Raw genomic sequence first — 22,367 nt, 5'->3', positions numbered from 1 at the left:
TTGGGGGCTTACCAACTACGCCGTTAACTCTTTACGGTCCGTTGGCTTCAAACAGTACGGACAGTACGAAAAAACGGGAAAGGTGGAGGTCCTCTGTGAGCAGCACCGAGGAAGATGTCGGTGGCGCCGAGTCGCAGACAGATTGGGAGAGGATCCAGGAAAGCCCCGAGTTCACCGGCCTGCGCCGGAGGTTGCGCGTCTTCGTGTTCCCGATGACGGCGTTGTTCCTGCTCTGGTACCTGCTCTACGTCCTGCTCGCCGACTACGCGCACGCGTTCATGAGCACGAAGTTGTTCGGCAACATCACGGTCGGGCTGGTCTTCGGCCTGCTGCAGTTCGTGTCGACGTTCGTCATCACCGGGCTGTATGTGCGCTACGCCAACCGGAAGCTCGACCCGGTGGCCGACAAGATCCGCGCGAGCATCGAAGGAGAGCCCGGCCGATGAACCTCGCCGCGGGCGTGGAGGGTTCCAACTCCACCCTCAACATCATCATCTTCCTGGTCTTCGTCGCGATCACGCTGGTGATCGTGTTCCGGGCCAGCCGCAACACCAAGACGGCGTCCGACTACTACGCCGCCGGGCGAGCGTTCACCGGCCCGCAGAACGGCATCGCGATTTCCGGTGACTATCTTTCGGCGGCGTCGTTCCTCGGCATCGCGGGCGCGATCGCGGTCAACGGCTACGACGGTTTCCTCTATTCGATCGGCTTCCTGGTCGCTTGGCTCGTCGCGCTGCTGCTGGTCGCGGAACTGCTGCGCAACACCGGCAAGTTCACGATGGGCGACGTGCTCGCGTTCCGGATGAAACAACGTCCGGTGCGTGCCGCGGCGGCCGTCTCGACGCTGGCCGTCTCGTTCTTCTACCTGCTCGCGCAGATGGCGGGCGCGGGTGGTCTGGTCAACTTGCTGCTCGGCATCGACAGCGAGCTCGGGCAGGACCTGGTGATCGCCGTGGTCGGCGTGATCATGATCCTGTACGTCTTGATCGGCGGCATGAAGGGCACCACCTGGGTGCAGATCATCAAGGCCGCGCTGCTGATCATCGGCGCGTTCGCGATGACGTTGTGGGTGCTGGGGAAGTACGGCTTCAACCTGTCCGACCTGTTCCAGGCCGCCGTCGACAAGGGCGGCAAGGGCGGTGCGGCGTTGCTCGACCCGGGCAAGCAGTACGGCAAGAACGGCACGACCAAGCTGGACTTCCTGTCGCTCGGCGTCGCGCTGGTGCTGGGCACCGCGGGCCTGCCGCACGTCCTGATGCGCTTCTACACCGTCCCCACGGCCAAGGACGCGCGGCGCTCGGTGGTCTGGGCCATCGTGCTGATCGGCATCTTCTACCTGTTCACGCTGGTGCTGGGCTACGGCGCGGGCGCGATCGTCGGGCCGGAGAAGATCGCGAAGGCTCCCGGCACGACGAACTCCGCGGCGCCGCTGCTGGCGCTGGAACTGGGCGGCCCGGTGCTGCTCGGGTTCATCTCCGCGGTCGCGTTCGCCACGATCCTCGCGGTGGTGGCCGGCCTGACGATCACGGCGTCGGCGTCGTTCGCGCACGACGTCTACGCCAACGTGATCAAGAAGGGCGCGGTCTCCACGGGCGGCGAGGTCCGGGTCGCCCGGATCACCGCGCTGGTGATCGGCGCGCTCGCGATCCTCGGCGGCATCCTGGCGAAGACGCAGAACGTCGCGTTCCTCGTGGCGCTGGCGTTCGCGGTGGCGGCGTCGGCGAACCTGCCGACGATCCTCTACTCGCTGTTCTGGAAGCGGTTCAACACCCAGGGCGCGCTGTGGTCGATCTACGGCGGGCTGGTCGTGACGATCGTGCTGATCGTGTTCTCGCCGGCGGTCTCCGGGAAGCCGGTGGACGCCAAGACGGGCAAGAGCGCGTCGATGATCCAGGGCGTCGACTTCCACTGGTTCCCGCTCGACAACCCGGGCCTGTTCTCGATCCCGATCGCGTTCTTCCTCGGCTGGCTGGGCACCGTCCTGTCGAAGGAACACAACAAGAAGAAGTACGCCGAGATGGAGGTCCGGGCCCTGACGGGCGCGGGCGCCGAAAAAGCCGTCTCGCACTAGCTCCACCTCACGAAGGGGCCTTCCGCACTGGCGTGCGGAAGGCCCCTTCGCCGTGTCGACCTCCCAATTTTCTGCCGTGCCGATTCAGATAGGAACGCCCCCGTTCGCGTCCCTTCCGTCGCGAACGGACCGTTCGTACGCACACCTCACACGCGGGCAACGCCCCGACGTGGCAGCATGGTCAACGTGGTGAGCCCTGCTGAACTGCCGACCGCCGAGGTCCGCGACCTGCCCCAAGACGGCCTCGTACTGCTCGACGTCCGCGAGGACGACGAGTGGGCCGCCGGGCACGCGCCCGGCGCCGTGCACATCCCGATGGGGGAGCTCCCGGCCCGCGTCGGCGAGCTGACCGACCTGCCCGACGACCAGCCGATCCACGTGATCTGCCGCAGCGGCGGCCGGTCCGCCCGCGCGACAGCGTGGCTGAACCAGAGCGGCTGGGACGCGGTGAACGTCGCCGGCGGCATGGGCGCGTGGCACCGCGAAGGGCGGCCGATGGTCGGCGAGCACCCCGGCATCGATCCCGAAGTGATCTAGCCTTGCACCCGGGTCAGCCTCCGGCGGGTCAGCAGCCGTACCCACCCGGGTACTGGCCGCGCCCGGCCGCGCCGCCGCCGAACGCGCAGCAGCTGCACGGCCGCGCGCTGGCCGCGCAACCGGAGCCGTACCCCTATCACCGCCGTCCGGTCCACCGGCCGAAGCTGCGCTGGGTGGCGACCCCGCCGCCCGGCGCGTGGCCGCGTCGGCGCGCGGTGGCCCCCGAGCGCTACTACGGCCCGCCGTCCTACCCGGTGCCGCCGCGCTGGGGCTTCCCGAACCTGGTCTGGCGCCGTCCGACGTCGGTCCCGGGCACGGCGTCCGACGCCGTCCGCCCGATCGACCGGGTGCGGGTGCTCAGCCGCAGCCTGGTCGGCATCCTCTTCGCGTTCTCCGTGCTCGCGGTGGTCGCCGCCGGCGCCGAGGTCTGGCGGTACGTGCTGCTCGTCCAGGGCCGCGAAGCCGCGCTGTCCCGCTCGGTCGTCGCGTTCTCCGACGGGTTCGTGCTCACCGCGGGTCTGCTCGCGTCGATCCTCGCGCTGCTGCCGGCGGGGCTGTCCGTCTGGTGGCTGCTGGTCGCCCGGCACGCGGCCGCGGACGCCTCGGGCGACGACCCGCCGCGCCCGGTGTTGCAGGTGCTGGTCGGCATCCTGGTGCCGCTCGCGAACCTGCCGATGGCGCTGTCGATCGTCGGCGAGCTGGAACACGCGGTGCTGGGGCGCCCGCGTGACGTCCGCCCGAAGCCGTCCCGCCAGGTGGTCGTCTGGTGGGGCGCCTGGCTGCTGAACTGGGTCATGCTGGGCGTGACGATCGTCTGGCGCTTCCGGACCGACGTGCAGTCGATGGCGGACAGCGTCGTCCTGGTCGCGCTGACCGACCTGGCCGCGGCCGCGCTCGCGGTGGTGACGGCGCTGGTCGTGCGGCGGTTCACGGCGTTGCTGGCGCCGTCGGACGCGATGGGTGTGCGCGAGCTGCGCGTGCTGAAGGTCGACGGCGCGCCCGAGCCCGAGCTGCGGCCCCAGCGCCCGGCCGGCGCGGTCCGCTAGCACCGCCGGCTCAGTACCTGCCGAGAATCGGTTCCAGCTGGTCGAAGGCCTGTTCGGCGAGGGGCCACACGGCGTCGGCGATCCGCTTCCCGGGCTCGTTGTCGAGCGTCCGGTCGAAGACCTCCTGGAAGAGCACCCGCAGCACCGTCGCGAGGTGCGCGGCGGCCAGGACCGGCTCGAGCGCCTGCTCGGGGTGCCGGCCGAGCAGGAGGTGCGTGAGCGCCGCCTCGCGCTCGCGGTGCATCTCGTGCAGCGCGTTCGTCAGGACCTGGCTGTCCCTGATCATCCGCGCGAACCCCCGGCCGGAAAAGCCGACCAGCGCGTGTTCGGCGCCGAGGGCCTCGAAGTAGACCTCGCGCGTGTCGTGGAAGGCGCTGTCGTGGATCAGCGCCGCGGGCCAGGCCGCGAAGTCCGCGCGGATGTCGAAGACCAGGTCTTCCTTGCGCGGGAAGTGGTTCGTCACGGTCATCTTGGCCACCCGCGCCTCGGCGGCGATCTCGGCGATCGTCACGTCTTCGAAGCCGTTCCGGATGAACAGGCCAGTCGCGACGTCGGAGATGTTCCTCCTGGTCTCGTGCTTCTTCTGGGCCCGGAGTCCCTCGCTCATGCCGTCACTCTACTGGGTCGGACCCAAACTTGTGCTTGACCCATCGAGTGGGTCCGACCTAATCTGAGGTCGGACCTAACGACTGGGGAGTGGGCATGACAACGGCAGTCCGGCCGGACAAGGCACTGTGGCGGCTCGGCGGCGTGCTGATCATGGGCGCGGTGCTGTCGATCCTCGACGCGACGATCGTGACCGTCGGGATCGACTCGATCGCCCGTGACCTCGGCAGTCCGCTGACAACCGTGCAGTGGGTCGCCAGCGCGTACCTGCTCGCGGCGTCTGCGGCGATCCCGCTGTCGGGCTGGCTGACCGACCGGTTCGGCGGCCGCGCGGTCTGGCTGGCCGCGGTCGCGCTCTTCACCGCGGGCACGCTGCTGTGCGGCTTCGCGTGGTCGGCGCCCGCGCTGATCGTGTTCCGGGTGCTCCACGGCCTGGGCGGCGGCCTGATGCAGCCGGTCGGCCAGGCGGTGTTCGCGCAGGAAGCGGGCCCGGCCCTGGGCCGGATGATCGGCGTGATCACCCTGCCGGCCACGGTCGCCCCGGTCCTCGGCCCGATGCTCGGCGGCGCCCTCGTCGCGGACTTCGGCTGGCGGTGGATGTTCTTCGGCATCGTCCCGCTGGGCGTGGCGACGTTCGTCTTCGCCCGGCGCCTGCTCCCGGCCCCGGCACCGGGCGGCGTCCGCGAGCCGCTCGACGTCCGGGGGATCGCCTTGCTTTCCCCAGGGCTGGGCGCGTTCGTGTACGGCCTGGCCGAAGGCGTCGTCGTCGCGGCGGTCGCCGGAGCGGCGTTGCTGCTCGCCTACGGCGTCCACGCGGCCCGTACCCGCTGGGCGGTGCTGGACCTGAAGCTGTTCCGGGACAAGGGTTTCGCGGTCGCGAGCGCGAGCACGTTCCTGCTGGGCGCGTCGCTGTACAGCTCGATGTTGCTGCTCCCGCTGTACTACCAGCAGGTGGAGCACGCGAGCGCGTTGCAAGCGGGCTTGCTCCTGGCCCCGCAAGCACTGGGCTCGGCGGCGGTGCTGCTCACGGGCGGCCGCCTCTTGGCCCGCTTCGGTCCCCGCACGATGATGCTGGCCGGAATCACGTTGTCGCTCTTGGGCACGATCGCGTTCACGCAGCTGGGTTCGTCCCCTGGCAGCGTCCTGCTAACCGTGTCCCTGCTGATCCGCGGCGCGGGCTTGGGCGCGGCCACAACCCCCGGCATGACCACGCTTTACGGCTCGCTGGAGCGATCCCGCATCCCCCGTGCGGCGAGCGCGTTCAACGTGGTCAACCGCATCGGCGGCTCCCTGGGCACCGCACTCCTGGCGGCGGTCCTCCACCACGAACTGGCCGCGACAGCCGCCCCCACGGCGTTCGGCGCCACCTTCACCTGGGCCCTGGCGTTGTCCGCCTTGACCCTCGTCCCCGCAGCGTTCTTCCCGAAATCCTCAAGTCCGAAGAGGAGCCTGGCATGACCTACCGCCTCCTGAGCGTCCACGCCCACCCCGACGACGAGTCCAGCAAAGGCGCGGCCACCCTCGCCCGCTACGCCACCGAAGGCGTCGACGTCCTGGTAGCAACCTGCACCGGCGGCGAACGCGGCGACGTCCTCAACCCAGCCCTCGACACCCCGGAAACCCGAGCCGATCTCCCCGCCCTCCGCCGCCGGGAAATGGCCGCGGCGGCCGAGATCCTGGGCATCCGGCAGCAGTTCCTCGGCCACACGGACTCCGGCCTCCCAGCGGAAGGCGAGCCACCACCCGAAGGCTCTTTCGCAGCCCTCCCGCTCGAAGAGGCGGCAGCCCCGCTGGTAGCGCTGATCCGAGAGTTCCGCCCACACGTGGTGATCACCTACGACGAAACAGGCGGCTACCCCCACCCGGACCACATCCGCACCCACGACGTGACGATCGAGGCCTTCACAGCGGCCGCCGACCCCACCCGCTACCCCGGCACAGGAGACCCCTGGCGACCACAAAAGCTGTACTACCAAGCAACCCTGAGCCGAGCGTGGTTCGAGGCCCTGCACAACGCCACCCTCGAAGCCGGCCTCGAATCGGCCATGGGCGCGGTCCTGGAGGAGTTACCGCCGGAAGACAAGCTGCTCAGCACCACCAAAATCCGCTGCGAGGACCACTTCTCCACCCGAGATCGAGCCCTCCTGGCCCACGCCACGCAGGTGGACCCTGCTCACCCGTTCTTCAACCACTCCCGCGAAATAGAGAGAAAGGCCTGGCCCTTCGAGGACTACCACCTCGCCCACCCGGCGCCCGGCGCCGACCTGGAAACAGACCTGTTCACGGGAGTCACCCCGTGATCCGGCCCCACACCCCGCAGCCGTGCCGCACCACGGCATCCGCCCGCAGACCGCGGCTCACCGAGCCCCGCCACGACCACCGCCCCCGGGATGCCGCGCGTCACCCACCCCCACCACGGCGTCCGCCGGACCGGCCGCGGTTCCCCAAGCCCCCGCGGCGGCCACCACGCATGTGCGGCCCACCCAGCCCGCCACGACCACCGCCCCACAGGCCAGAGCTCGCCTGGCCAGCCACGGCCGCCGCTCGGCAGGCTGGGGGTTCCCTGGCCTGCCACGACCACCGCCCGGCAGGCCGCGCCTCGCCCAGTCGCACCCCAGGGTCTGCCTCGCGGGCCGCGGCTCTGCCGAGCCTTGGCACGGTGTCCGCCCTACGGGCTGTGGTTCCCCGGGCCCGCCATGGCCACCCGCCCGGCAGGCCGCGCCTCGCTCAGCCGCACCTCGGGGGTCTGCCTCGCGGGCCGCGGCTCTGTCGAGCCTTGGCGCGGTGTCCGCCGTACGGGCTGTGGTTTCCCGGGTCCGCCATGGCTACCGCCCGGCAGGCCGCGGCTCGCCTAGCCGCACCCCGGGGTCTGCCTCGCGGGCCGCGGCTTCGTCGAGCCTTGGCACGGCGTCCACCTAGCAGGCTGTGGGTTCCCCGGGCCCGCCATGGCCACCCGCCCGCCCGGCAGGCCGCGCCTCGCTCAGCCGCACCTCGGGGTCTGCCTCGCGGGCCGCGGCTTCGTCGAGCTTTGGCGCGGTGTCCGCCCTGCGGGCTGTGGGTTCCCCGAGCCCGCCAGGACCACCATCCTGCGGGCCGCGGCTCGCCGAACGCCGCCCTGGCACCCGGTACGCCGGCCCGGCCGATCGAACCCCGCCACGACCGGCGCCACGCGGCTTGAGGTCCGGCCGAGCCCGCCACAGCCGGCGCTGCCGCAGGCTGCCGCGCGTCCGGGCGGTCAGGCGACTGCGCACAAACCGTGGGCTCTGCGAACCCCAGCCGTAACAGCCAATCCGAACCTCAGGCCGTAACCCGCAACTCCCGCAGCCCACGGATCACAAACTCCGGCCGCCGCAGCGGCGTCCCCGTCAACCGCAGCCCCGGCAACTTCTCCACCAACGCGGTCAGCGCCGCCGCGATCTCCACCCGAGCGAGAGGAGCGCCTACGCAGTAGTGAATCCCCATGCCGAATCCGAGGTGCGCGTTCGGTGTCCGTCCGATGTCGAGGCGATCCGGCTCATCGAACACCTTCGGATCGCGAGCCGCGGCTCCCAGCAGTGCACCGATCTTCTGGCCGCGTGCCACCACGAAGCCGGAGATCGTCACGTCCTCGGTTGCCGTTCGCTCGAACAGCTGCAGGGGCGCGTCGAACCGGATCAGTTCCTCCACGCACGAATCGAGCAGTGAAGGTTCGGCCAGCAGCCGGTCCCACTGGTCCCGGTGCGTGAGGAGTGCCGTGATGCCGTTGCCGAGCACGTTGACCGTCGCTTCGTGGCCGGCCATCAGCAGCAGCACCGCCGTTGCGACCAGCTCGTCGGGGGTCAGCTCACTACGCAGGAGGTCACTGATGATGTCTTCGCCGGGCGAGGCGGCCCGGGACGTCGCTACCGAGCGGACGTACGCGACGAACTCGCCGGCGGCCTGCTCGGCGGCGTCGCGATCCTCCTCGGGCAGGCCGAACTCGTACATCTTCACGATCGCGTTGGACAGCTGCACCATCCGCGGCCCGTCGGTGCCCGGGACGCCGAGCAGTTCGGCGATCACCGCGACCGGCAGCGGCTGGGCGAGGTGCTCCAGCAGATCCGCGCTGCCGTCGGTGGTGATGGCCGCGGCCAGGTCGTCGACCATCTTGGCGGCGAGGGTCGCGACCATCGGGCGCAGGCGCTGCACGTGGCCGCGGCCGAACGCGCCCGCGATCAGGCGGCGCAGCCGGGTGTGGGCCGGCGGCTCGTTCTCCAGCAGCGAGTTGCGGTGCAGGAGGTTGAAGGAGGCGAACCGTTCGAGCGGCTGGGCGTCCTGCCAGATCCGGCCCAGGCCGCGGTGGCGCAATACGGCCGACGACGCGGCGTGCGACACCGCCACGGCCAAGCCGAGCCCGTCGTGGAAATGGACGTCGCCCTGTGCGCGGAGGGCGGCAAAAGCCGGGTACGGGTCTTCGAGGAACTCGGGATCGCGGGGGTCGAACACGTCGCGAGACTAACCCTTCGATAGCGTTCCAGGCCGAGCCAGAGGAGGCAGCCGTGGGCAAGGGCGCGCGCAAGAAGGGTCCCAAGCAGGCGTCGGACCGCAAGCCGAAGGTGCGCGACGTCTTCGTCGGGCAGCCGTTCGAAGGGCTGGCGGCGGAGCCCGAACTGATCGCGCTGCGCGAGTTCGTGCCGTCCGCGACGGCGAAGCTCACCCTCGCCGGCGGCGGGGACGTCACCATCGCCACCGTGCTGCCGATGGCCGCGGCCGCGTTCGTCCGTTCCGACGGTGAGCGCTACCTCGGCCTGCAGGTGCAGACCCGGTCCTCCGACATCAGCCGCGACCTCGGCCGCTCGCTGAAGTGGCTGCTGGACGCCAAGGAGGGCGACGTCCTCGGCGTGCCGGACACCACCACCCCGCCGGAGGCCGACGAGCACGCCCGGCTGCAGGACCTGCTGACCCCGGGCGCGGAACTCGACGTCACGCTGCACAGCGACTTCGCGTGGTGGCTGCCCGAAGACGCGGACGCCAGCGGTGACGTCGCGGTGTCCCTCGAGCGCGCCAACGCGGCGATCATGCCGACCGAACGGCTCGGCTTCGGCGCCTACTGGGTGCTCGCCGGCGAGAAGGCGCACCTGCGCTGGGTCCGGCCCGAGCCGGAGAACCTGCTGCTCCAAGCCCTGGCGCGGCTGTCCGCGGCGGGCGAGCTCGGCCTCGGTGAGGGGTCGCGCTACGCGGGCTCGTTCCGGGCGCACGGCCTGCTCGTCCCGGTCTGGGACCTCGACTCCGAGGCCCACGCCCGCGAGTGGGCGGATGCGAAGGACGCCCTCGGCGTCCGGCTCGAGACGGCGCTCAAGTCCCTCGACGCCGAGCCGCTGAACGCCGCCGAGCGGCGGGCGCGGGACGGCCTGATCGGCCGTCAGCTCACCCTGCGCTGACCAGGAGCCACGAGAGCCACGAAGGGCCGTTCCCACGCGGGAACGGCCCTTCGTCATCTGTCGCCGGACTGCCGGTGTCAACGGGTGCTCTCTCACCGCTCGATGAGCGTTCAACCAGGCATTATGTGGCGTACGAGACACCGCCGACGGATCGCGCTGGTGGGACCATTCTCGGCGTGATACTCCACATCTGCGGAGCGGCCGAGTGGGCCGAGGCGGTCGAAGGCGGCGAATACCGGGCGGCGTCGCTGGACGACGTCGGGTTCATCCACTGCTCGGACTTCGGCACGGCGCACCTGCCGGCCAACGCGCTCTACCAGGGCCGCACCGATCTGGTGCTGCTCGAGATCGACCCGGCGAAGCTCGAGGTCCCGGTCCGCTGGGAGGACGGCGAGCCACCGCATCCGGCCGGGGTCTGGTTCCCGCACGTGTACGGCCCGATCCCGCGGGCCGCCGTCGTGGACGTCCACGAGTTCACCGAAGTGGCGGACGGCGGCTTCCGGCTGCCGGAGTCGCTCGCGCTCCGCTGACGCGGAGCACGTCAGAGCGTCTCCGGATTCGTTCGGGGACGCGGGCAACCTGAGGGGGTTGTGATGCGTGTTGGGGAGGAAGGTGACTCGGCTTCTGGCTACCCGACCCCGATGGGAGGCGATACGGTGACCGCTGCGGCACCCGTCTTCACCGGGGGAGATACCTGGGTGACCAGCGCAGGCCGAGGGAGGGCCGCGACGTTGCCGGGTGAGCTCGCCGACTTCGGGGACTTCGTGCAAGCCGTGCTGCCGGGCTTGCTGCGGTACGGCCACGCGCTGACCGGCAACCCGCACGACGCGGCGGACCTGGTGCAGACCGTGCTCGAGAAGATGGGTTCACGCTGGACCTACGTGCACGAGAAGACCGGCGACCCGCTGGCCTACGTCCGCCGCTCGATGGCGAACGCGCACGTCAGCCGCTGGCGCCGGACGCGCCGCGAGAACCTGGTGGCCGACCTGCCGGACACCGACCCGCACGTTCCGGATGACCCGTTCGAGCACGAGCCGCTGTGGCGCGCGTTACGAACGCTGCCGCCGCGGCAACGCGCCGTGATGGTGCTGCGTTACTACGAAGGTCTCTCGGAAGCGGAGATCGCCGGTGCGCTCGGGGTCACGCAGGGCACCGTCAAGAGCCAGGCCAGCAAGGCGATCGCGTCGCTGCGGATGAAACTGAAGGCGGCCGACGGCGAAGGTGAAGGGAGTGACGCGGGTTGAACATCTCCGAGGACGAACTGGAGCAGCGCCTGCGCGCCCTGTTCGCCGATGAGCGGCTCGACTTGCCTCCGCCACCCGACGCCGGCACGGTCATCGTCGCCGGTGCGCGACGCCGTCGCCACCGTCGTCAAGGCGCGCTGACCGCGGTCGGTGTCGCGGCCGCGGTGGTGGTCGTCGCCGGGGGGCTCACGATGGTGCGGCTCCACGCCGACGAAGGCACCGCGGTGATGTCCGCCGACGGCGCCCCGATCAGCGTCAAACCGCCCGAGAACCTCACGCCCGGCCGGCAGCCGCAGCCGTCGATCCCGGCGCCGACCAGCACGCAGGACATCGACGTCTCCCCGCCGCCGGGCTCGGCGCCCCCGCGGACGGTGCGACCGTCGTCGGCCCAGCCGCCCTCGAAGCTCCCGCCCGTCTTGAGCGGACCACTGCTCGCGTCGGACGGCTTCGGCAGCATCAAACTGGGCATGTCCGAGGCCCAGCTGACCGCGCAGGGTGTCACGCTCAGCGGCGCGGAGCCCGGCGCGAGCTGCACGGTCTACACGGCGCAGGGCAGCGGAGTGCCGGCCGCGGCGACCGTTGTCATTTCTAAGGCGGTCGGGCTGACCGTCGTCACGCCCCAGCAGGCGGCGCACACCGCCGAGGGTGTCGGCGCCGGATCCACGAAGGACCAGGTGCTCGCCACCTATCCCGAGGCCAAGGAAGAGTCGGGCGGCATCGGCGCTCCGGCCGGCGCGACGTCGGAGTACCACTTCCGGCTCGACGACACCGGGGTCGTGCAGACCAGCTTGATGAGCCTCAACCAGGACTGCGCCGGCTGACCGGCGCCGCACACGGAAAACCCGGGCTGTCCACAGGGGGAGAGCCCGGGTTTTCTGCGTTCTTGCAAATGGGCGCAGCGTGGTGGGAAGCCTAGAGCGCGCCGCCGGCCACCGGCGGCATCTGCGCGTCCACGCCGGCGTCGCCGACGGACTCGCGGTGCAGGTGGGCCTCGACCTCGAACAGGTTGCCGTTCGCGCGCTTGACGATCGTCAGCAGCGTGTTCATCTGCGAGATCTCTTCAACCTGCTCCTTGAGGAACCACTGCGTGAACTGCTCGCTGATGTAGTCCTCTTCGGCGCGGGCCGCCTTGGCCATCGCGGAGATGTCGGTGGCGACCTCCTTCTCCTGCTCGAGCGCGAGCTCGAGGAGCTCGGTGACGCTGGAGAAGTCGTTGCGCACCTCCCCGGTGCCGGGGATGTCGACGTGGTGGTCGCGGTCGAGCATGAACTGCACGAGCGCCATCGCGTGGTTGCGCTCTTCGACCGACTGCTTGTAGAAGTGCTTCGCCAGCTGCGGCAGGTCCTCGGCGTCGAACCACACCGCAAGCGCGATGTACTGCTGGGACGCATTGAACTCGTTGTGGATCTGCGCCTGGAGCAGTTCGTAGAACTTGGAGCGCGGTTCTTTCTTCTTGGTGAGGGCCATGTCATAACAGTACGTCAGAATGCGAATCAATGCCACTTCAGAGTGGTGATCTACCCCCTATTAGGTTACCATTCCTAAAGGAAGACGAACCTAATTTTGGTAAGCCTTCCCTAAATTGTCGACGCAATTTAGGGAAGGCTTACTTTCATTCACAGGGGGTCGCGGCGCACCGGGCACGACATGCAGCGCGGGCCGCCACGGCCGGAGCCCAGCTCGGACCCGGCGATCGGCAGCACCTCGATGCCCGCCGCCTCGAGACGCTCGTTCGTCTCGACGTTCCGCTCGTAGCCGACGACCACGCCCGGCGCCAGGGCCAGCGTGTTGTTGCCGTCGTCCCACTGCTCACGCTCGGCCGTGACCGGGTCCAGGCCGGTGTCGATGACGCGCAGGCGGTCGATCTCCATCGCCTCCGCCGCGGCGGCCAGGAACGGCGTCGGGCCGGCCACCTTGACGCCGCCGTCGCCGGTCGGGCGGATGGTGAACGCGGTCAGGGAGTCGCGGGCCAGCGGGTACATCACCACCGCGTCGGCGTCGACCATCGTGCACACGGTGTCCAGGTGCATGGTCGCGCGGGACTGCTCGATCGGCACCGCCAGCACGGTGTGCGCGATGCCGTCGGCGAACACCGAGCGGGCCAGCGACTCGGCGCCGGCCGCGGTCGTGCGCTCGCCGACGCCGATGGCGAGCACGCCCGGCGCCAGCAGCATGACGTCGCCGCCCTCGATCGGCGCCGAATGCGCGCCGTACGCGCGGGCGGCGTGGCGGAAGTACGGGTGGTACGCGTAGATCAGGTCGAGCACGGCCGTTTCGCGGCGCCGCGCGGGCATGGTCAGCGACGAAATCGCCACCCGGTCGCCGATCCACGCCGACGAGTCGCGCGTGAACAGCAGGTTCGGCAGCGGGTCGACGGCGAAGTCGTGCGGGTGGTTCATCATCCGCACCAGCGACGCGCCTTCGGCCGACGGCAGTTCCTCGAACGTCATCCCGGCCATCAGCACCTCGGCGAGGCCGGCCGCGTCGACGCCCGAAAGGTGCGACCGCAGGGAATCGGCCAGATCGCCGCCTAGGCGCCGGTCGTCGACCGCCGCGTGGACGCCCGACGCGTGCGCGCGGGTGTCCTCGAGGGCCGTGCGGAGCGCGTCGGCCAGCAGCAGGACTTCGACGCCGCGGCCGCGCAGCACGTCGGCGAACGCGTCGTGCTCCGCCTGGGCCCGGTCGACCCAGGGGATCGAGTCGAACAGGAGCTGGTCGTTGTTGCGGGGCGTCAGCCTTTTGAGCTCGTTGCCGGGCCGGTGCAGCAGCACCGCGCGCAGAGGTCCGACTTCGCTGTCCACCCGGGGAGGTGTCGTTTCGTCGATCACGACCCGAGCTTAGTCAGGGCAACCAGGAAACGTGACCCTTCAGCAGGGCGTACCCGACGAAGGACACGAAGTCGAACAGCGTGTGCGCGGCCACGAGCGGCCACAGGCGGTTGGTCTTCTGCCACAGCCGCCCGAACACCAGCCCCATGATCAGGTTGCCGACGAACCCGCCGAAGCCTTGGTAGAGGTGGTACGACCCGCGCAGCACGGCCGCGCCGAACAGCGCGTTGTTCTCGCGGACGCCGAGCTGGCGCAGCCGGGTCAGCAGGTAGCCGATCACCAGCACTTCCTCGGCGAAGGCGTTGCCGAACGCCGAGAGGGTCAGCGAGATCGGCCGCCACCACGTGTCGTTCAAAGTGGACGGTTGCACCGCCAGGCTGAACCCGAGGTGGTAGGAGATGAAGTACAGCGCCAGCCCCGGAATCCCGATGACGGCGGCGAGCGCGACGGTCAGCAGCGCGTCGCGGCCGGGGGTGCGGCGGTCCAGCCCCACCTGGGTGATCTTCACGCCCGCGCGCCACAGCAGGTACAGCCCGAGCGCGCCCCAGCCGACGAGCTGCGCGGCCGACAGCAGCTGCTTGAGCAGGTCGATCAGGCTCGCCGCGGCCTGCGGCACGTTGAGCTGGACCTGCTGCTGCGCCAACGGCGCCGGCTGCAGCAGGGAGTCCACAAGGGACAGCAGGCTGCGGACGCCGGACAGGCCCAGCGTGATCCCGAAGACGATCAGCAGCTCGATCTTGATCGCCTTGCGTTCCCGCGGGTCCTCGATCGTCACGGGGAACTCCGGGCGGGCCGGGGCCAGCCACGATCGCGCGGTGAACGTCATGGCCGCACGCTACCGTCGGGTCATGCCCCGCACTATCGCCACCAACGAAACCGTCGACCGCGCCGAGCTGGTCGAGTTCCTGTCCACCCGCCACCGCGCGATCCTGCTGACCACGAAGGCCGACGGCGGCCCGCAGCTCTCGCCCGTCACCTGCGGTGTCGACGCCGAGGGCCGGCTGGTCATCTCGACCTACCCGAAGCGCGCGAAGATCGTGAACATCAAGCGCAACCCGCAGGTCTCGGCCTGCATCCTGTCCGACGAGTGGAACGACAAGTGGGTCCAGCTCAACGGCACCGCCGAGGTGCTGGACATCCCGGATTCGGTCGAGCCGCTCGTCGACTACTTCCGCAGCATTTCGGGCGAACACCCGGACTGGGACGAATACCGCGAAGCCATGGTCAAGCAGGGCAAGAGCATCATCCGCGTGACGATCGAGAGCTGGGGACCGCTGGCGAAGGGCGGCTTCCCCGCCGAACTAGCCTGACGCGCCCCGCAGGAACGGGCAGCCGACCAGCCGTCGCAGCTCCATCGCGAGCTGCGGCGGGCTGTCCACCGACTTCGAGAACGCCAGCCGCACGTCGTGGTCGCCGGTGTCGGACTCGACGCGCAGCCGCAGCCCGAACCGGTCCAGCCCGAGCGGCCGGATCCGGCCGCCGCGCAGATCCGCGGGCAGGTGCTTCGCCAGCTGCCCGACGACGTCGGAGTGGTCGGTTTCCAGGTGCCGCAGCCACTGGGCCTCGTAGTCGTGGAACGGGTCCGGCGGCGCGGCGCTGAACATGTGCGGCCGCAGCGAGTGCGTGCCTTCGGCGTCGGCGAGCACGAGGGACGCCGGGGTGAGCCGCAGCAGTGTCAGGCCGTGGCCGACGTCGAGGAGCCGCTCGTCCGGCCGGCTTTCGGCGATCGCCACCGCCCGCGCGCGGGCCGAGACCGGCGAGAGCGGCCGCAGCCAGCCGGTGATCCAGAGCAGACCGCGGATCGGCTCGCGCAGGTCGACCGGCGCCTGGTCGGCGAGCTCCACCAGCACGGCCAGCTCGCCGCGCTGGGTCTGGCTGCTCGCGCGGACCATCGGGTGCTCGTCGGGCAGCAGCACGCTCACGCTGCCGCTGTGGTGCACGTGGTGCAGGACGGGGACGACGCGCTCGGACTCCAGCCCGGCGCGTTCGCACGTGGGCATCAGCGACGCCGGGCCGTTGCGGGTCGCGATCGTCTTCGCGCGCTCGGCGGGGTTCGGGGCCGGCGGGCGGCGGATGGATGTCGGTGCTTCGGTCACGGCTCACCTCCTACTTAGGTGAGCCTAACTTGAATCCGCCGGTCTGGGTAGTCGCTCGTTTGCGGCGGGCGTCACGACCCGTTCCGCTGAACGGAGTATCAGGTAACGCCGATGACCGGTTTGCCGAAAGGGTCGGTGACCAGTGCCGACACGGTGGGGGCCCAGCGTGCAGATCGTCCCGGTGCCCGAGCGCGTGCGAGCGTTCGAGTTCGACTCCGCCATGCCGTCCGGCGCGCTGCCGATCTTCGGCGAGTACCTCGACCGGATCGGCCGCACCCTCACGAACCAGCGGCTCGCGGGCTGGCCGTTCGTGCTCCTCGGCGTCTCCCAGTTCTTCACCGGTAACGGCGTCGCCATCCCGGTGTTCCTCGTCGTGCTCTTCGGCTTCTTCCAGGTGTTCTGGCTCCACCGCGGGCGCGTCCAGGTGCCCGAGAAGCGGCTGAAGCGCGAGCGGTTCCGGCGGGTCGACGTCGCCGCGGACGGGCTGGTCGCCGCCGGCCGGACCGTCGGCGTGCGGCTGCCGGACGGCCGGTGGCTGCGGATCCGGCTCGACGAGGCGTTCCGGCTGCTGCTGGCCGGTGACCGGCGGGTGTGGCTGCTGGGCTCGGGCCCGAAGGTGTTCGTCGGCTTCCCCGGTGTCGTGCGGGTCCGCCGCGCCCGGATCCACGACACGCCGCCCGCCGGCGCCGTCGCGGTGGCGCCGACGGCCTGGTCCGGCTCGCCGCGCCTCGACCCCGTGCTGGCCGCGCACCGCCGCCGGCACGCCCGCGACCTGCGGGAAGCCGCCACGTTCCTGCTGGCCCTGGCCGGGTTCTCGCTCTGGGTGCGGCTCGACTTCCCGGCGGACGACCGCGCGAGCGGGTTCGTCGTCCTGGTGTTCACCGGGATCGCGGCGCTCGCGCTGGTGGCCGCGATCGCCGTCGCGGCGCGCTCGGTGGCCTACCTCGGACCGCAGCCGGCGGACCACTGGACCGAGCTGCGCGCGGTGCCGGACGGGCCGGTGCGGATGAGCCCGCACGGATCCGCCCGGGTGAGCGGCCTGACGATGCTCGCCGACGGCCGGGTCGTCCCGTTCCGGATCCACGACGCCGACCCGTCGATGGCCGCGAACGTCGCGGCGACCGGACGCCTGTGGATCGCCGGCGTCCCGCGCCCGGGCCGCGCCGCGACCGGCGTCCCCGGCTACCCGGTGCTGGGGACGGTCCGGCTCGGCTGAGCGGGCGTGCGGTCGCGGCGGGGGAGCAGGAACGGCGTCGCCAGGATCAGCACCCCGGCGACACCGATCGCGACGCGTGGGCCGGTGAAGCCGGCCAGCACGCCCCAGAGCGCGGTCGTCGCCGCGATGCTCGCCCGGGTGCTGACGGTCCACGCCGACAGCGTCCGCGCGACGCGGTCGGCGGGGAGCTGGTCGAGCCGGTAGGTGGCCAGGACCGGGTTGTACACGCTGCAGAAGAAGATCAGGCCGAACTCGATGACCATCACGAACGCGAGCCCACCGGGGCCCGAGGGCAGGAAAGCCAGCCCGAGCAGCCAGAACGCGCGCAGCACGCCGGACGTCCACAGCACGTTGTGCCGGCCGAACCGCTCGACGAGCCGCGGGGTCAGCCGCGAGCCGACGAGCCCGCCGAGGCACGGCACCGCGAACGCCAGCCCGTACTGCCACGGCGTGAACCCGAGCTGCCCGAGCATGAGCACGGCCAGCAGCGGCTCGGTCCCCATGATCAGGCCGTTGAACAGCAGTGTGTTGAGGAACAGCGGCCGCAGACCCGGGTGCGTCAGCAGGAAGCGCCAGCCCGCGGCCAGGTCGCTCGGCCGCAGCCGCGACGCCGTGCGCGCCGGCGGCGGTTCCGTCCCGCCGATCGCCCGGATCCCGAGCGCCGAGAGCAGGAAGCTGACGGCGTTGGCGACCACCGTCGTCACCGGCCCGAGCAGCCCGAACGCGGCGCCGCCCAGCGGCGGGCCGAGTGCGGTGGCCGTCCAGGTCGTCGACTCGAACCGGCCGTTCGCGACGAGCAGGTCCGCCGGCGGCACGAGCGCCTTCAGGAAAGCGCCGCTCGCCGCCGTGAAGGCGATGTCCGCCGAGGCGACGATCACCGAGACGACGAGCAGCTGCGTGAAGCCGAGCCAGCCGAGCGCGTAGGCCACCGGCACGGTCATCAGCGCCGCGAACCGGATCACGTCCATCAGCACCATGACCGGCCGCTTCGGCCGGAACTCGATCCACGGCCCCAGCGGCACCGCCACGAGCGCCCCCACCGCGGGCCCGACGGCGGCCAGCACCGAAACCGCCGTCGGCCCGCTGTGCAGGACGAGGATGGCCAGCAGCGGGAACGCCCCGAACCCGAGCCACGTGCCGAACGCGCTGACGGCGTAAGCCGTCCACAGCCACCTGAACCGCGGCCCCAGCGACCGCCTGCGCCTCACCCGGAGAGCAAAGCGAAGAAGACGGCCGCGGAGCAAACAACCGTCGTGGCGGCGAGCCACAACGTGGCGTTGTGGTCCTAGAGTCGGCTGCCGTGGATCTCGATGCCGTGCGTACGTTCGTCGCCGCCGCGGACGCGGGCCGGTTCCAGGACGCCGCGACCGACCTCGCGGTCACCCAGCAGGCCGTCTCCAAGCGCATCGCCGCGCTGGAGAAGACACTCGGCGCGCGGCTGTTCACGCGCACCGCCCGCGGCGCCCGGCTGACCGGCGACGGCGAAGCGTTCCTGCCGCACGCCCGCGAGCTGCTGCTGGCCGAGGCGCGGGCGATGGCGTCGGTGCGCTCCGGGCGCCGCGCCCTGCGCGTCGACGTCATCGGCCGGCGGCTGGGGACGGCGACGCTGCTGCGGGGCTTCCACCGCGCCCACCCGGACGTCGCTCTCGAAGTCGCGACGCTGTTCGACGCCGACGCGGCGGTCGCGGCGGTCCGGGACGGCTCGATCGACGCGTCGTTCCGCGCGGTGGCCGTGCGGCAGCTGCCCGACGGCGTCGAGGCGTCCTGGGTCCTCGACGAGCCGCTCCAGCTGCTCACCGGCCCCGCGCACCCGCTGGCCGACGCCACGGCCCTGCGTCCGGAGCAGCTGACCGGGCACCGGATCTGGATGCCCGGCCTGGTGCCCGGCACCGAGTGGGCCGCCTACTACGCCGAGCTGGCGACCGCGTTCGGCCTCTCGATCGACGCGGTCGGCCCGAACTTCGGCACGGAGGTCCTGCTCGAAACCATCGCCGACGCTCCCGACGTGGCCACGCTGGTCGGCGCGGAAATCCGCCTGTCGTGGCCGGCCGGCCTCGACCTGCGCCGGGTCCCGCTCGAGAACCCGACCCCGGTCTACCCGCACTCGCTGATCTGGCGGGGCGACAACGCGCACCCCGCGCTGGCCCGGCTGCGCGCCCACCTCCGCCCGGGCGCCCGGGCCGCCACGACGTGGCGGCCGAGCTGGGCGAGCTAGGTCGTCGGTTTCTCGCGGGAGTTGCCGTAGGACAGCCGGAGCGCGACCCAGCCGTCGCGTTCCCCGGCGCAGATCTCCTCGACGGTCTCCACCAGGACGGCCGCCGCGCCGGGTTCGGCGTAGTTGCCGTGCTTGGCGGCGAAGAGCGCGATCTCCTTTTCGATCGCGTAGCGCGCCCGCGTCCGGCTGGTCCAGTTCTCCTTGTAGCCGCCCAGCGCCCGGATCCCGTTGACCAGCACCGCGAGCGACCCGACGGCGGCGATGAGCCGCGCGTCGATGGCGAAGGCCGCGAGCACGGGGATCGTGGCCGTCACGAAGAGGCTCGTGACCTCGACGACGGAGTGCCGGCGCCGCGCGGCCCACGAGGACCGCTGGTAGCGCCGCCATTCGGCGAGCACCGACGGCGGCACGGGCTCGTCGCCGACCCCGTGCGCTTCCAGGACCCACTGACTTCGCGACTCTGCCTTCATGGGACGGAAGTTCACACCACCGGGTGGTGCGGTCAAGCACGCGGTCAGCCCAACGACCGCCGCGTCGCCTGCTCCGTCTCCAAGACTCCCTGGCGGATCCCCTCCAGCTGGTCGCTCAGCTCGCGGACCGCGCCGGTGTCCACGGCGAAGTCGGTCGTCGCCGCCGTCAGTTCGGCGACGCGCGCCACCAGGCTGTCCAGGCCCAGCGCGCCCGACTGCAGCTGCGCCAGCAGCTTGTCCCGCGCCCCGGACAACCGAGCGTGGACGTCCGCCTGGGCCTGGACCGCGCTCAGCGCCTGCTCGAGGTCGCCGCGGACGTCCTCGCGAGCCGACCGCAGCTCGCCCTTCAGCCGGCGCTGTTCGCGGCTGACGGCGTCCAAGTCGACGCGGGACAACGCCTTTCCCGTCGCCGAGGCCCGGCCGGCCAGACGCTGCAGCGTCGAGAGCGTCTCCCGGACCACCGGTTCCATGTCGGACACGCGGTCGGCCAGCGGCCCCGAGTCCAGCGAGTCGCTGAGGGAAGCGAAGCCGTCGGCGGCGTGCTCGGCGCGGTGCAGCCAGTTGGCCTCGGCCGACCCCGGCGTCACGTCGAGGACCCGTGCTTCGCGGGCCGGAGGCTCCTTCTCGCGGGTTGCGAGCGCGACGCCGGCCCGGGCGGCCAGCACCGCGACGCCGACGCCGAGCGCGGCGGCCACCGGCAGCTGGACGGCCCACGCCACGCCGGCCGACGTGGCGCCGAGCAGCAGCCCCCACGGTTCGGCGAGCTCGCGGACGAATCTCATCAGAAGTTCGAGATCACGGACGTGAAGACCTGGTTGATCGAGTCCGGTTTGGACGAATCGTATTCCGACCCCTCGGTCGACTCGGCGATCTGCTTGAGCACGTCCTGGTCGGCGTCGCCGCCGTAGGCGATGGTGAACAACCGGACCGTCTCCGCGTTGCCTTCGGGCCGCAGCTGCGGCAGCAGGTGGTCGAGGTCGACGCCGCCGGAGTCCTCGTTGCGGCCGTCGGTCAGCACGACCACGGCGTTGATCGCGGCCGGGTCGAGGTGGGCCTTCATGTACTCGTAGGCGGCCAGCGACGAGTCGTAGAGCCCGGTGCCGGCCTGGGGCGTGAGCCCGCTCAGGCGCGACGCGAGCGTCTCCTTGCCGCTGTTGCCGAGGGCCTGCACCGGGAGCAGCTCCTGGTAGTCCCGGTCGCCGTCGAGGTGGGTCGAGAACTGCCAGAGCCCGACCTGGTCGCGCGGCACGAACTGGCCGAGCGCGTCGATCGCGGCCTGCTTCGCCAGGTCGATCTTGCTCTTGCCGGTGCCCTTGACCTCGTCGCCCATCGAGCCGGAGACGTCGACCACGAGCAGCACGTTCGCCTTCTTGCGCAGCTCGGTCCACGTCGTCAGCAGCTTGGCCAGCACCGACGGCGACGGCGGCTGCAGGAAGCTGATCTTCGCGTCCGGCTGCGCGCCGTTGGCGGTGGTCACCTGCGCGCCCGGCTTGCCGTCGAAGGAGCGGAACCCCAGCGCGGCGAACTTCTGCTGGGTCTCCGGCCCGCGCAGGTAGCCGAGGAAGTCCGCGGCGATCTGCTTGCGCGTCTGATCGGCCCAGTTGAGCGTGACGAACGGGTGATCGGAGTTGAGCGTGCCGTCCGACGGGTAGATCGCGACGATCGGCACCTTCGGCGGCGCGTGCTGCCCGACCTTCGCCGGGTCGTTCGTCGGGTTGCCCTGGTTGTAGCCGATCAGCGAGCTCTCCTCGACGGTCACCGCCGAGATGTACGACAGCGCCGCGCCCTTGTCGTCGGCCTTCTGCAGGTTCGTCAGGAACGTCAGCGTGTTGTCGCCGTAGTGCACGATCGCCTGCTCGATGTTCGTGACGAACTGCTTCACCTCGGGCTTCTCGAGCGCGGCGGCGGTGAGGTCGGACGACGTCCCGGTCGCGGCGTAGTAGGCGCCGATCGTGGCGTTCAGGCCGGCCGTGGAGATGTTCGGGTTCGTCTTGCCCAGCCGGAACTTGCCCCACTCCGGGTGCCCGAACTTCGCCCAGCCCGCCGGGTCCGTGGCCAGCGCGGCCAGGTCCTTCCAGCCGATCGGCTTCGACGGCCAGCCGAGCGCCTCGGCCATCGGCTTCGGCATCGCGATGGTCAGCGGCGAGTTCGCGATCGACTGCGTGTCCCCGTCGGGCACGATCGATCCGCTGTCCCCCTTGGCGTTGACACGCAGGAGGTTGACCCAGCCGCTCGCGGCCGGCGTCCAGACGTCGGGGCGCGGCCCGTCGGTGGCTTCGTTCCAGCCGTTCGCCAGCGCCTGCATCGCGACACCCGACGATTTCGACTTCACGACGACGTCGACGCAATGGCCGGCGACCGACCGGCCGGAGTAGGTCTTCGCGGCTTCCTGGACGATGCCGACCTTTTCCGGCGACGACGCGACGTTCAGCGCGATCGCGTCCGAGCCGGTGCATTTCGGCGCGTCGGCCTCGTCGTCCGAACCACTGGTCCAGGCCCGGATCCCGATGATCAGCCCCGCCGCGACAACGATCGCGGCGAGAAAGGGCAGAATCTTTCTCTTTCTTCGCGCTGGCTGGGAATTGATCACCGAAAACGCCCCCTCCGCCGACCGGAATTCCATTATCCGGTCGGCGGGG

General features: G+C 71.1%; 23 protein-coding genes. 13 read left to right on the top strand and 10 right to left on the bottom strand.

The window, feature by feature from the left end:
• Positions 1-95 precede the first annotated feature (95 nt).
• From OG494_RS36300 to OG494_RS36285, 4 genes are all read left to right on the top strand, one after another.
• Positions 96-446 carry a DUF485 domain-containing protein gene (locus OG494_RS36300; RefSeq protein ID WP_328446474.1) on the top strand — a complete coding sequence of 117 codons (351 nt, stop codon included), beginning with the start codon at positions 96-98 and terminating at the stop codon, positions 444-446.
• Complete coding sequence (locus tag OG494_RS36295) at positions 443-2,071, top strand: solute symporter family protein (RefSeq protein ID WP_328446473.1); 1,629 nt, start codon at positions 443-445, stop codon at positions 2,069-2,071. Before OG494_RS36300 ends, OG494_RS36295 begins: the two co-directional genes overlap by 4 nt.
• A 177-nt stretch (positions 2,072-2,248) precedes the next feature.
• Positions 2,249-2,608 carry a rhodanese-like domain-containing protein gene (locus OG494_RS36290; RefSeq protein ID WP_323325508.1) on the top strand — a complete coding sequence of 120 codons (360 nt, stop codon included), beginning with the start codon at positions 2,249-2,251 and terminating at the stop codon, positions 2,606-2,608.
• A gap of 2 nt (positions 2,609-2,610) precedes the next feature.
• Positions 2,611-3,654 (top strand): DUF4328 domain-containing protein, encoded by a 1,044-nt coding sequence (locus OG494_RS36285; RefSeq protein WP_328446471.1) that lies wholly within the window; start codon positions 2,611-2,613, stop codon positions 3,652-3,654.
• A 10-nt stretch (positions 3,655-3,664) separates the two neighbouring features.
• On the opposite strand, the gene OG494_RS36280 is transcribed toward OG494_RS36285, so the two are convergent.
• Complete coding sequence (locus tag OG494_RS36280; RefSeq protein WP_328446469.1) at positions 3,665-4,261, bottom strand: TetR/AcrR family transcriptional regulator; 597 nt, start codon at positions 4,259-4,261, stop codon at positions 3,665-3,667.
• A 95-nt stretch (positions 4,262-4,356) separates the two neighbouring features.
• On the opposite strand from OG494_RS36280, the gene OG494_RS36275 reads away from it, so the two are divergent.
• A complete protein-coding gene (locus tag OG494_RS36275) occupies positions 4,357-5,718 on the top strand; it encodes an MDR family MFS transporter (RefSeq protein ID WP_328446467.1) in 1,362 nt (453 codons plus the stop codon).
• A complete protein-coding gene (mca, locus tag OG494_RS36270; protein ID WP_328446465.1) occupies positions 5,715-6,560 on the top strand; it encodes a mycothiol conjugate amidase Mca in 846 nt (281 codons plus the stop codon). Before OG494_RS36275 ends, mca begins: the two co-directional genes overlap by 4 nt.
• Positions 6,561-7,557: 997 nt before the next feature.
• Here the strand turns inward: mca and OG494_RS36265 are convergent.
• The gene (locus OG494_RS36265) at positions 7,558-8,724 is read right to left on the bottom strand and encodes a cytochrome P450 (protein ID WP_328446464.1); all 1,167 of its coding nucleotides are present in this window, start codon (positions 8,722-8,724) and stop codon (positions 7,558-7,560) included.
• Positions 8,725-8,777: 53 nt separating this feature from the next.
• On the opposite strand from OG494_RS36265, the gene OG494_RS36260 reads away from it, so the two are divergent.
• The 4 genes from OG494_RS36260 (at position 8,778) to OG494_RS36245 (ending at position 11,724) form a co-directional block, all read left to right on the top strand.
• Positions 8,778-9,659 carry a DUF5926 family protein gene (locus OG494_RS36260; protein WP_328446462.1) on the top strand — a complete coding sequence of 294 codons (882 nt, stop codon included), beginning with the start codon at positions 8,778-8,780 and terminating at the stop codon, positions 9,657-9,659.
• Positions 9,660-9,835: 176 nt separating this feature from the next.
• Positions 9,836-10,189, top strand: coding sequence for a DUF952 domain-containing protein (locus OG494_RS36255; RefSeq protein ID WP_328446460.1), 354 nt, complete (start codon positions 9,836-9,838; stop codon positions 10,187-10,189).
• A gap of 201 nt (positions 10,190-10,390) precedes the next feature.
• Complete coding sequence (locus OG494_RS36250; RefSeq protein ID WP_247063846.1) at positions 10,391-10,903, top strand: SigE family RNA polymerase sigma factor; 513 nt, start codon at positions 10,391-10,393, stop codon at positions 10,901-10,903.
• Complete coding sequence (locus tag OG494_RS36245; RefSeq protein ID WP_328446458.1) at positions 10,900-11,724, top strand: hypothetical protein; 825 nt, start codon at positions 10,900-10,902, stop codon at positions 11,722-11,724. Before OG494_RS36250 ends, OG494_RS36245 begins: the two co-directional genes overlap by 4 nt.
• Positions 11,725-11,815: 91 nt before the next feature.
• Here the strand turns inward: OG494_RS36245 and OG494_RS36240 are convergent, their stop codons facing one another.
• The 3 genes from OG494_RS36240 to OG494_RS36230 form a co-directional block, all read right to left on the bottom strand.
• Positions 11,816-12,370: a ferritin gene (locus OG494_RS36240; RefSeq protein ID WP_328446456.1), complete on the bottom strand. Its 555-nt coding sequence runs from the start codon at positions 12,368-12,370 to the stop codon at positions 11,816-11,818.
• Between the two features lie 149 nt (positions 12,371-12,519).
• The gene (locus OG494_RS36235) at positions 12,520-13,704 is read right to left on the bottom strand and encodes an arginine deiminase (protein WP_328459129.1); all 1,185 of its coding nucleotides are present in this window, start codon (positions 13,702-13,704) and stop codon (positions 12,520-12,522) included.
• A gap of 40 nt (positions 13,705-13,744) precedes the next feature.
• Positions 13,745-14,557, bottom strand: a complete 813-nt coding sequence (locus OG494_RS36230) for a CPBP family intramembrane glutamic endopeptidase (protein ID WP_328446454.1) — start codon at positions 14,555-14,557, stop codon at positions 13,745-13,747.
• A 22-nt stretch (positions 14,558-14,579) separates the two neighbouring features.
• Here OG494_RS36230 and OG494_RS36225 point away from each other — a divergent pair, with 22 nt between their 5' ends.
• Entirely contained in the window at positions 14,580-15,041 is a 462-nt protein-coding gene (locus OG494_RS36225) for a PPOX class F420-dependent oxidoreductase (protein WP_328446452.1), read from the top strand.
• Here the strand turns inward: OG494_RS36225 and OG494_RS36220 are convergent.
• Entirely contained in the window at positions 15,033-15,827 is a 795-nt protein-coding gene (locus OG494_RS36220) for a DUF2470 domain-containing protein (protein WP_328446450.1), read from the bottom strand. The genes OG494_RS36225 and OG494_RS36220 overlap by 9 nt on opposite strands.
• A gap of 166 nt (positions 15,828-15,993) precedes the next feature.
• Between OG494_RS36220 and OG494_RS36215 the strand changes: the two genes are divergently transcribed.
• Positions 15,994-17,043, top strand: a complete 1,050-nt coding sequence (locus OG494_RS36215) for a hypothetical protein (RefSeq protein ID WP_328446449.1) — start codon at positions 15,994-15,996, stop codon at positions 17,041-17,043.
• On the opposite strand, the gene OG494_RS36210 is transcribed toward OG494_RS36215, so the two are convergent.
• Positions 17,010-18,251 carry an MFS transporter gene (locus tag OG494_RS36210; RefSeq protein WP_328446447.1) on the bottom strand — a complete coding sequence of 414 codons (1,242 nt, stop codon included), beginning with the start codon at positions 18,249-18,251 and terminating at the stop codon, positions 17,010-17,012. The genes OG494_RS36215 and OG494_RS36210 overlap by 34 nt on opposite strands.
• Positions 18,252-18,343: 92 nt before the next feature.
• On the opposite strand from OG494_RS36210, the gene OG494_RS36205 reads away from it, so the two are divergent.
• Entirely contained in the window at positions 18,344-19,258 is a 915-nt protein-coding gene (locus OG494_RS36205) for a LysR family transcriptional regulator (protein ID WP_328446445.1), read from the top strand.
• Here the strand turns inward: OG494_RS36205 and OG494_RS36200 are convergent.
• The 3 genes from OG494_RS36200 to OG494_RS36190 are packed head-to-tail and all read right to left on the bottom strand — an operon-like array spanning position 19,255 to position 22,351.
• A complete protein-coding gene (locus OG494_RS36200; RefSeq protein ID WP_328446443.1) occupies positions 19,255-19,728 on the bottom strand; it encodes a DUF4231 domain-containing protein in 474 nt (157 codons plus the stop codon). The genes OG494_RS36205 and OG494_RS36200 overlap by 4 nt on opposite strands.
• Positions 19,729-19,772: 44 nt before the next feature.
• A complete protein-coding gene (locus OG494_RS36195; RefSeq protein WP_328446441.1) occupies positions 19,773-20,510 on the bottom strand; it encodes a hypothetical protein in 738 nt (245 codons plus the stop codon).
• Positions 20,510-22,351, bottom strand: coding sequence for a substrate-binding and VWA domain-containing protein (locus tag OG494_RS36190; protein ID WP_328446440.1), 1,842 nt, complete (start codon positions 22,349-22,351; stop codon positions 20,510-20,512). The genes OG494_RS36195 and OG494_RS36190 overlap by 1 nt, the downstream gene beginning before the upstream one ends.
• Between the last annotated feature and the right edge of the window lie 16 nt (positions 22,352-22,367).

This window comes from Amycolatopsis sp. NBC_00438 (assembly GCF_036026695.1).
GTDB lineage: Bacteria > Actinomycetota > Actinomycetes > Mycobacteriales > Pseudonocardiaceae > Amycolatopsis.
Note: the sequence above shows the minus strand (reverse complement) of the source record. Positions and strands in the feature narration are given on the sequence as shown.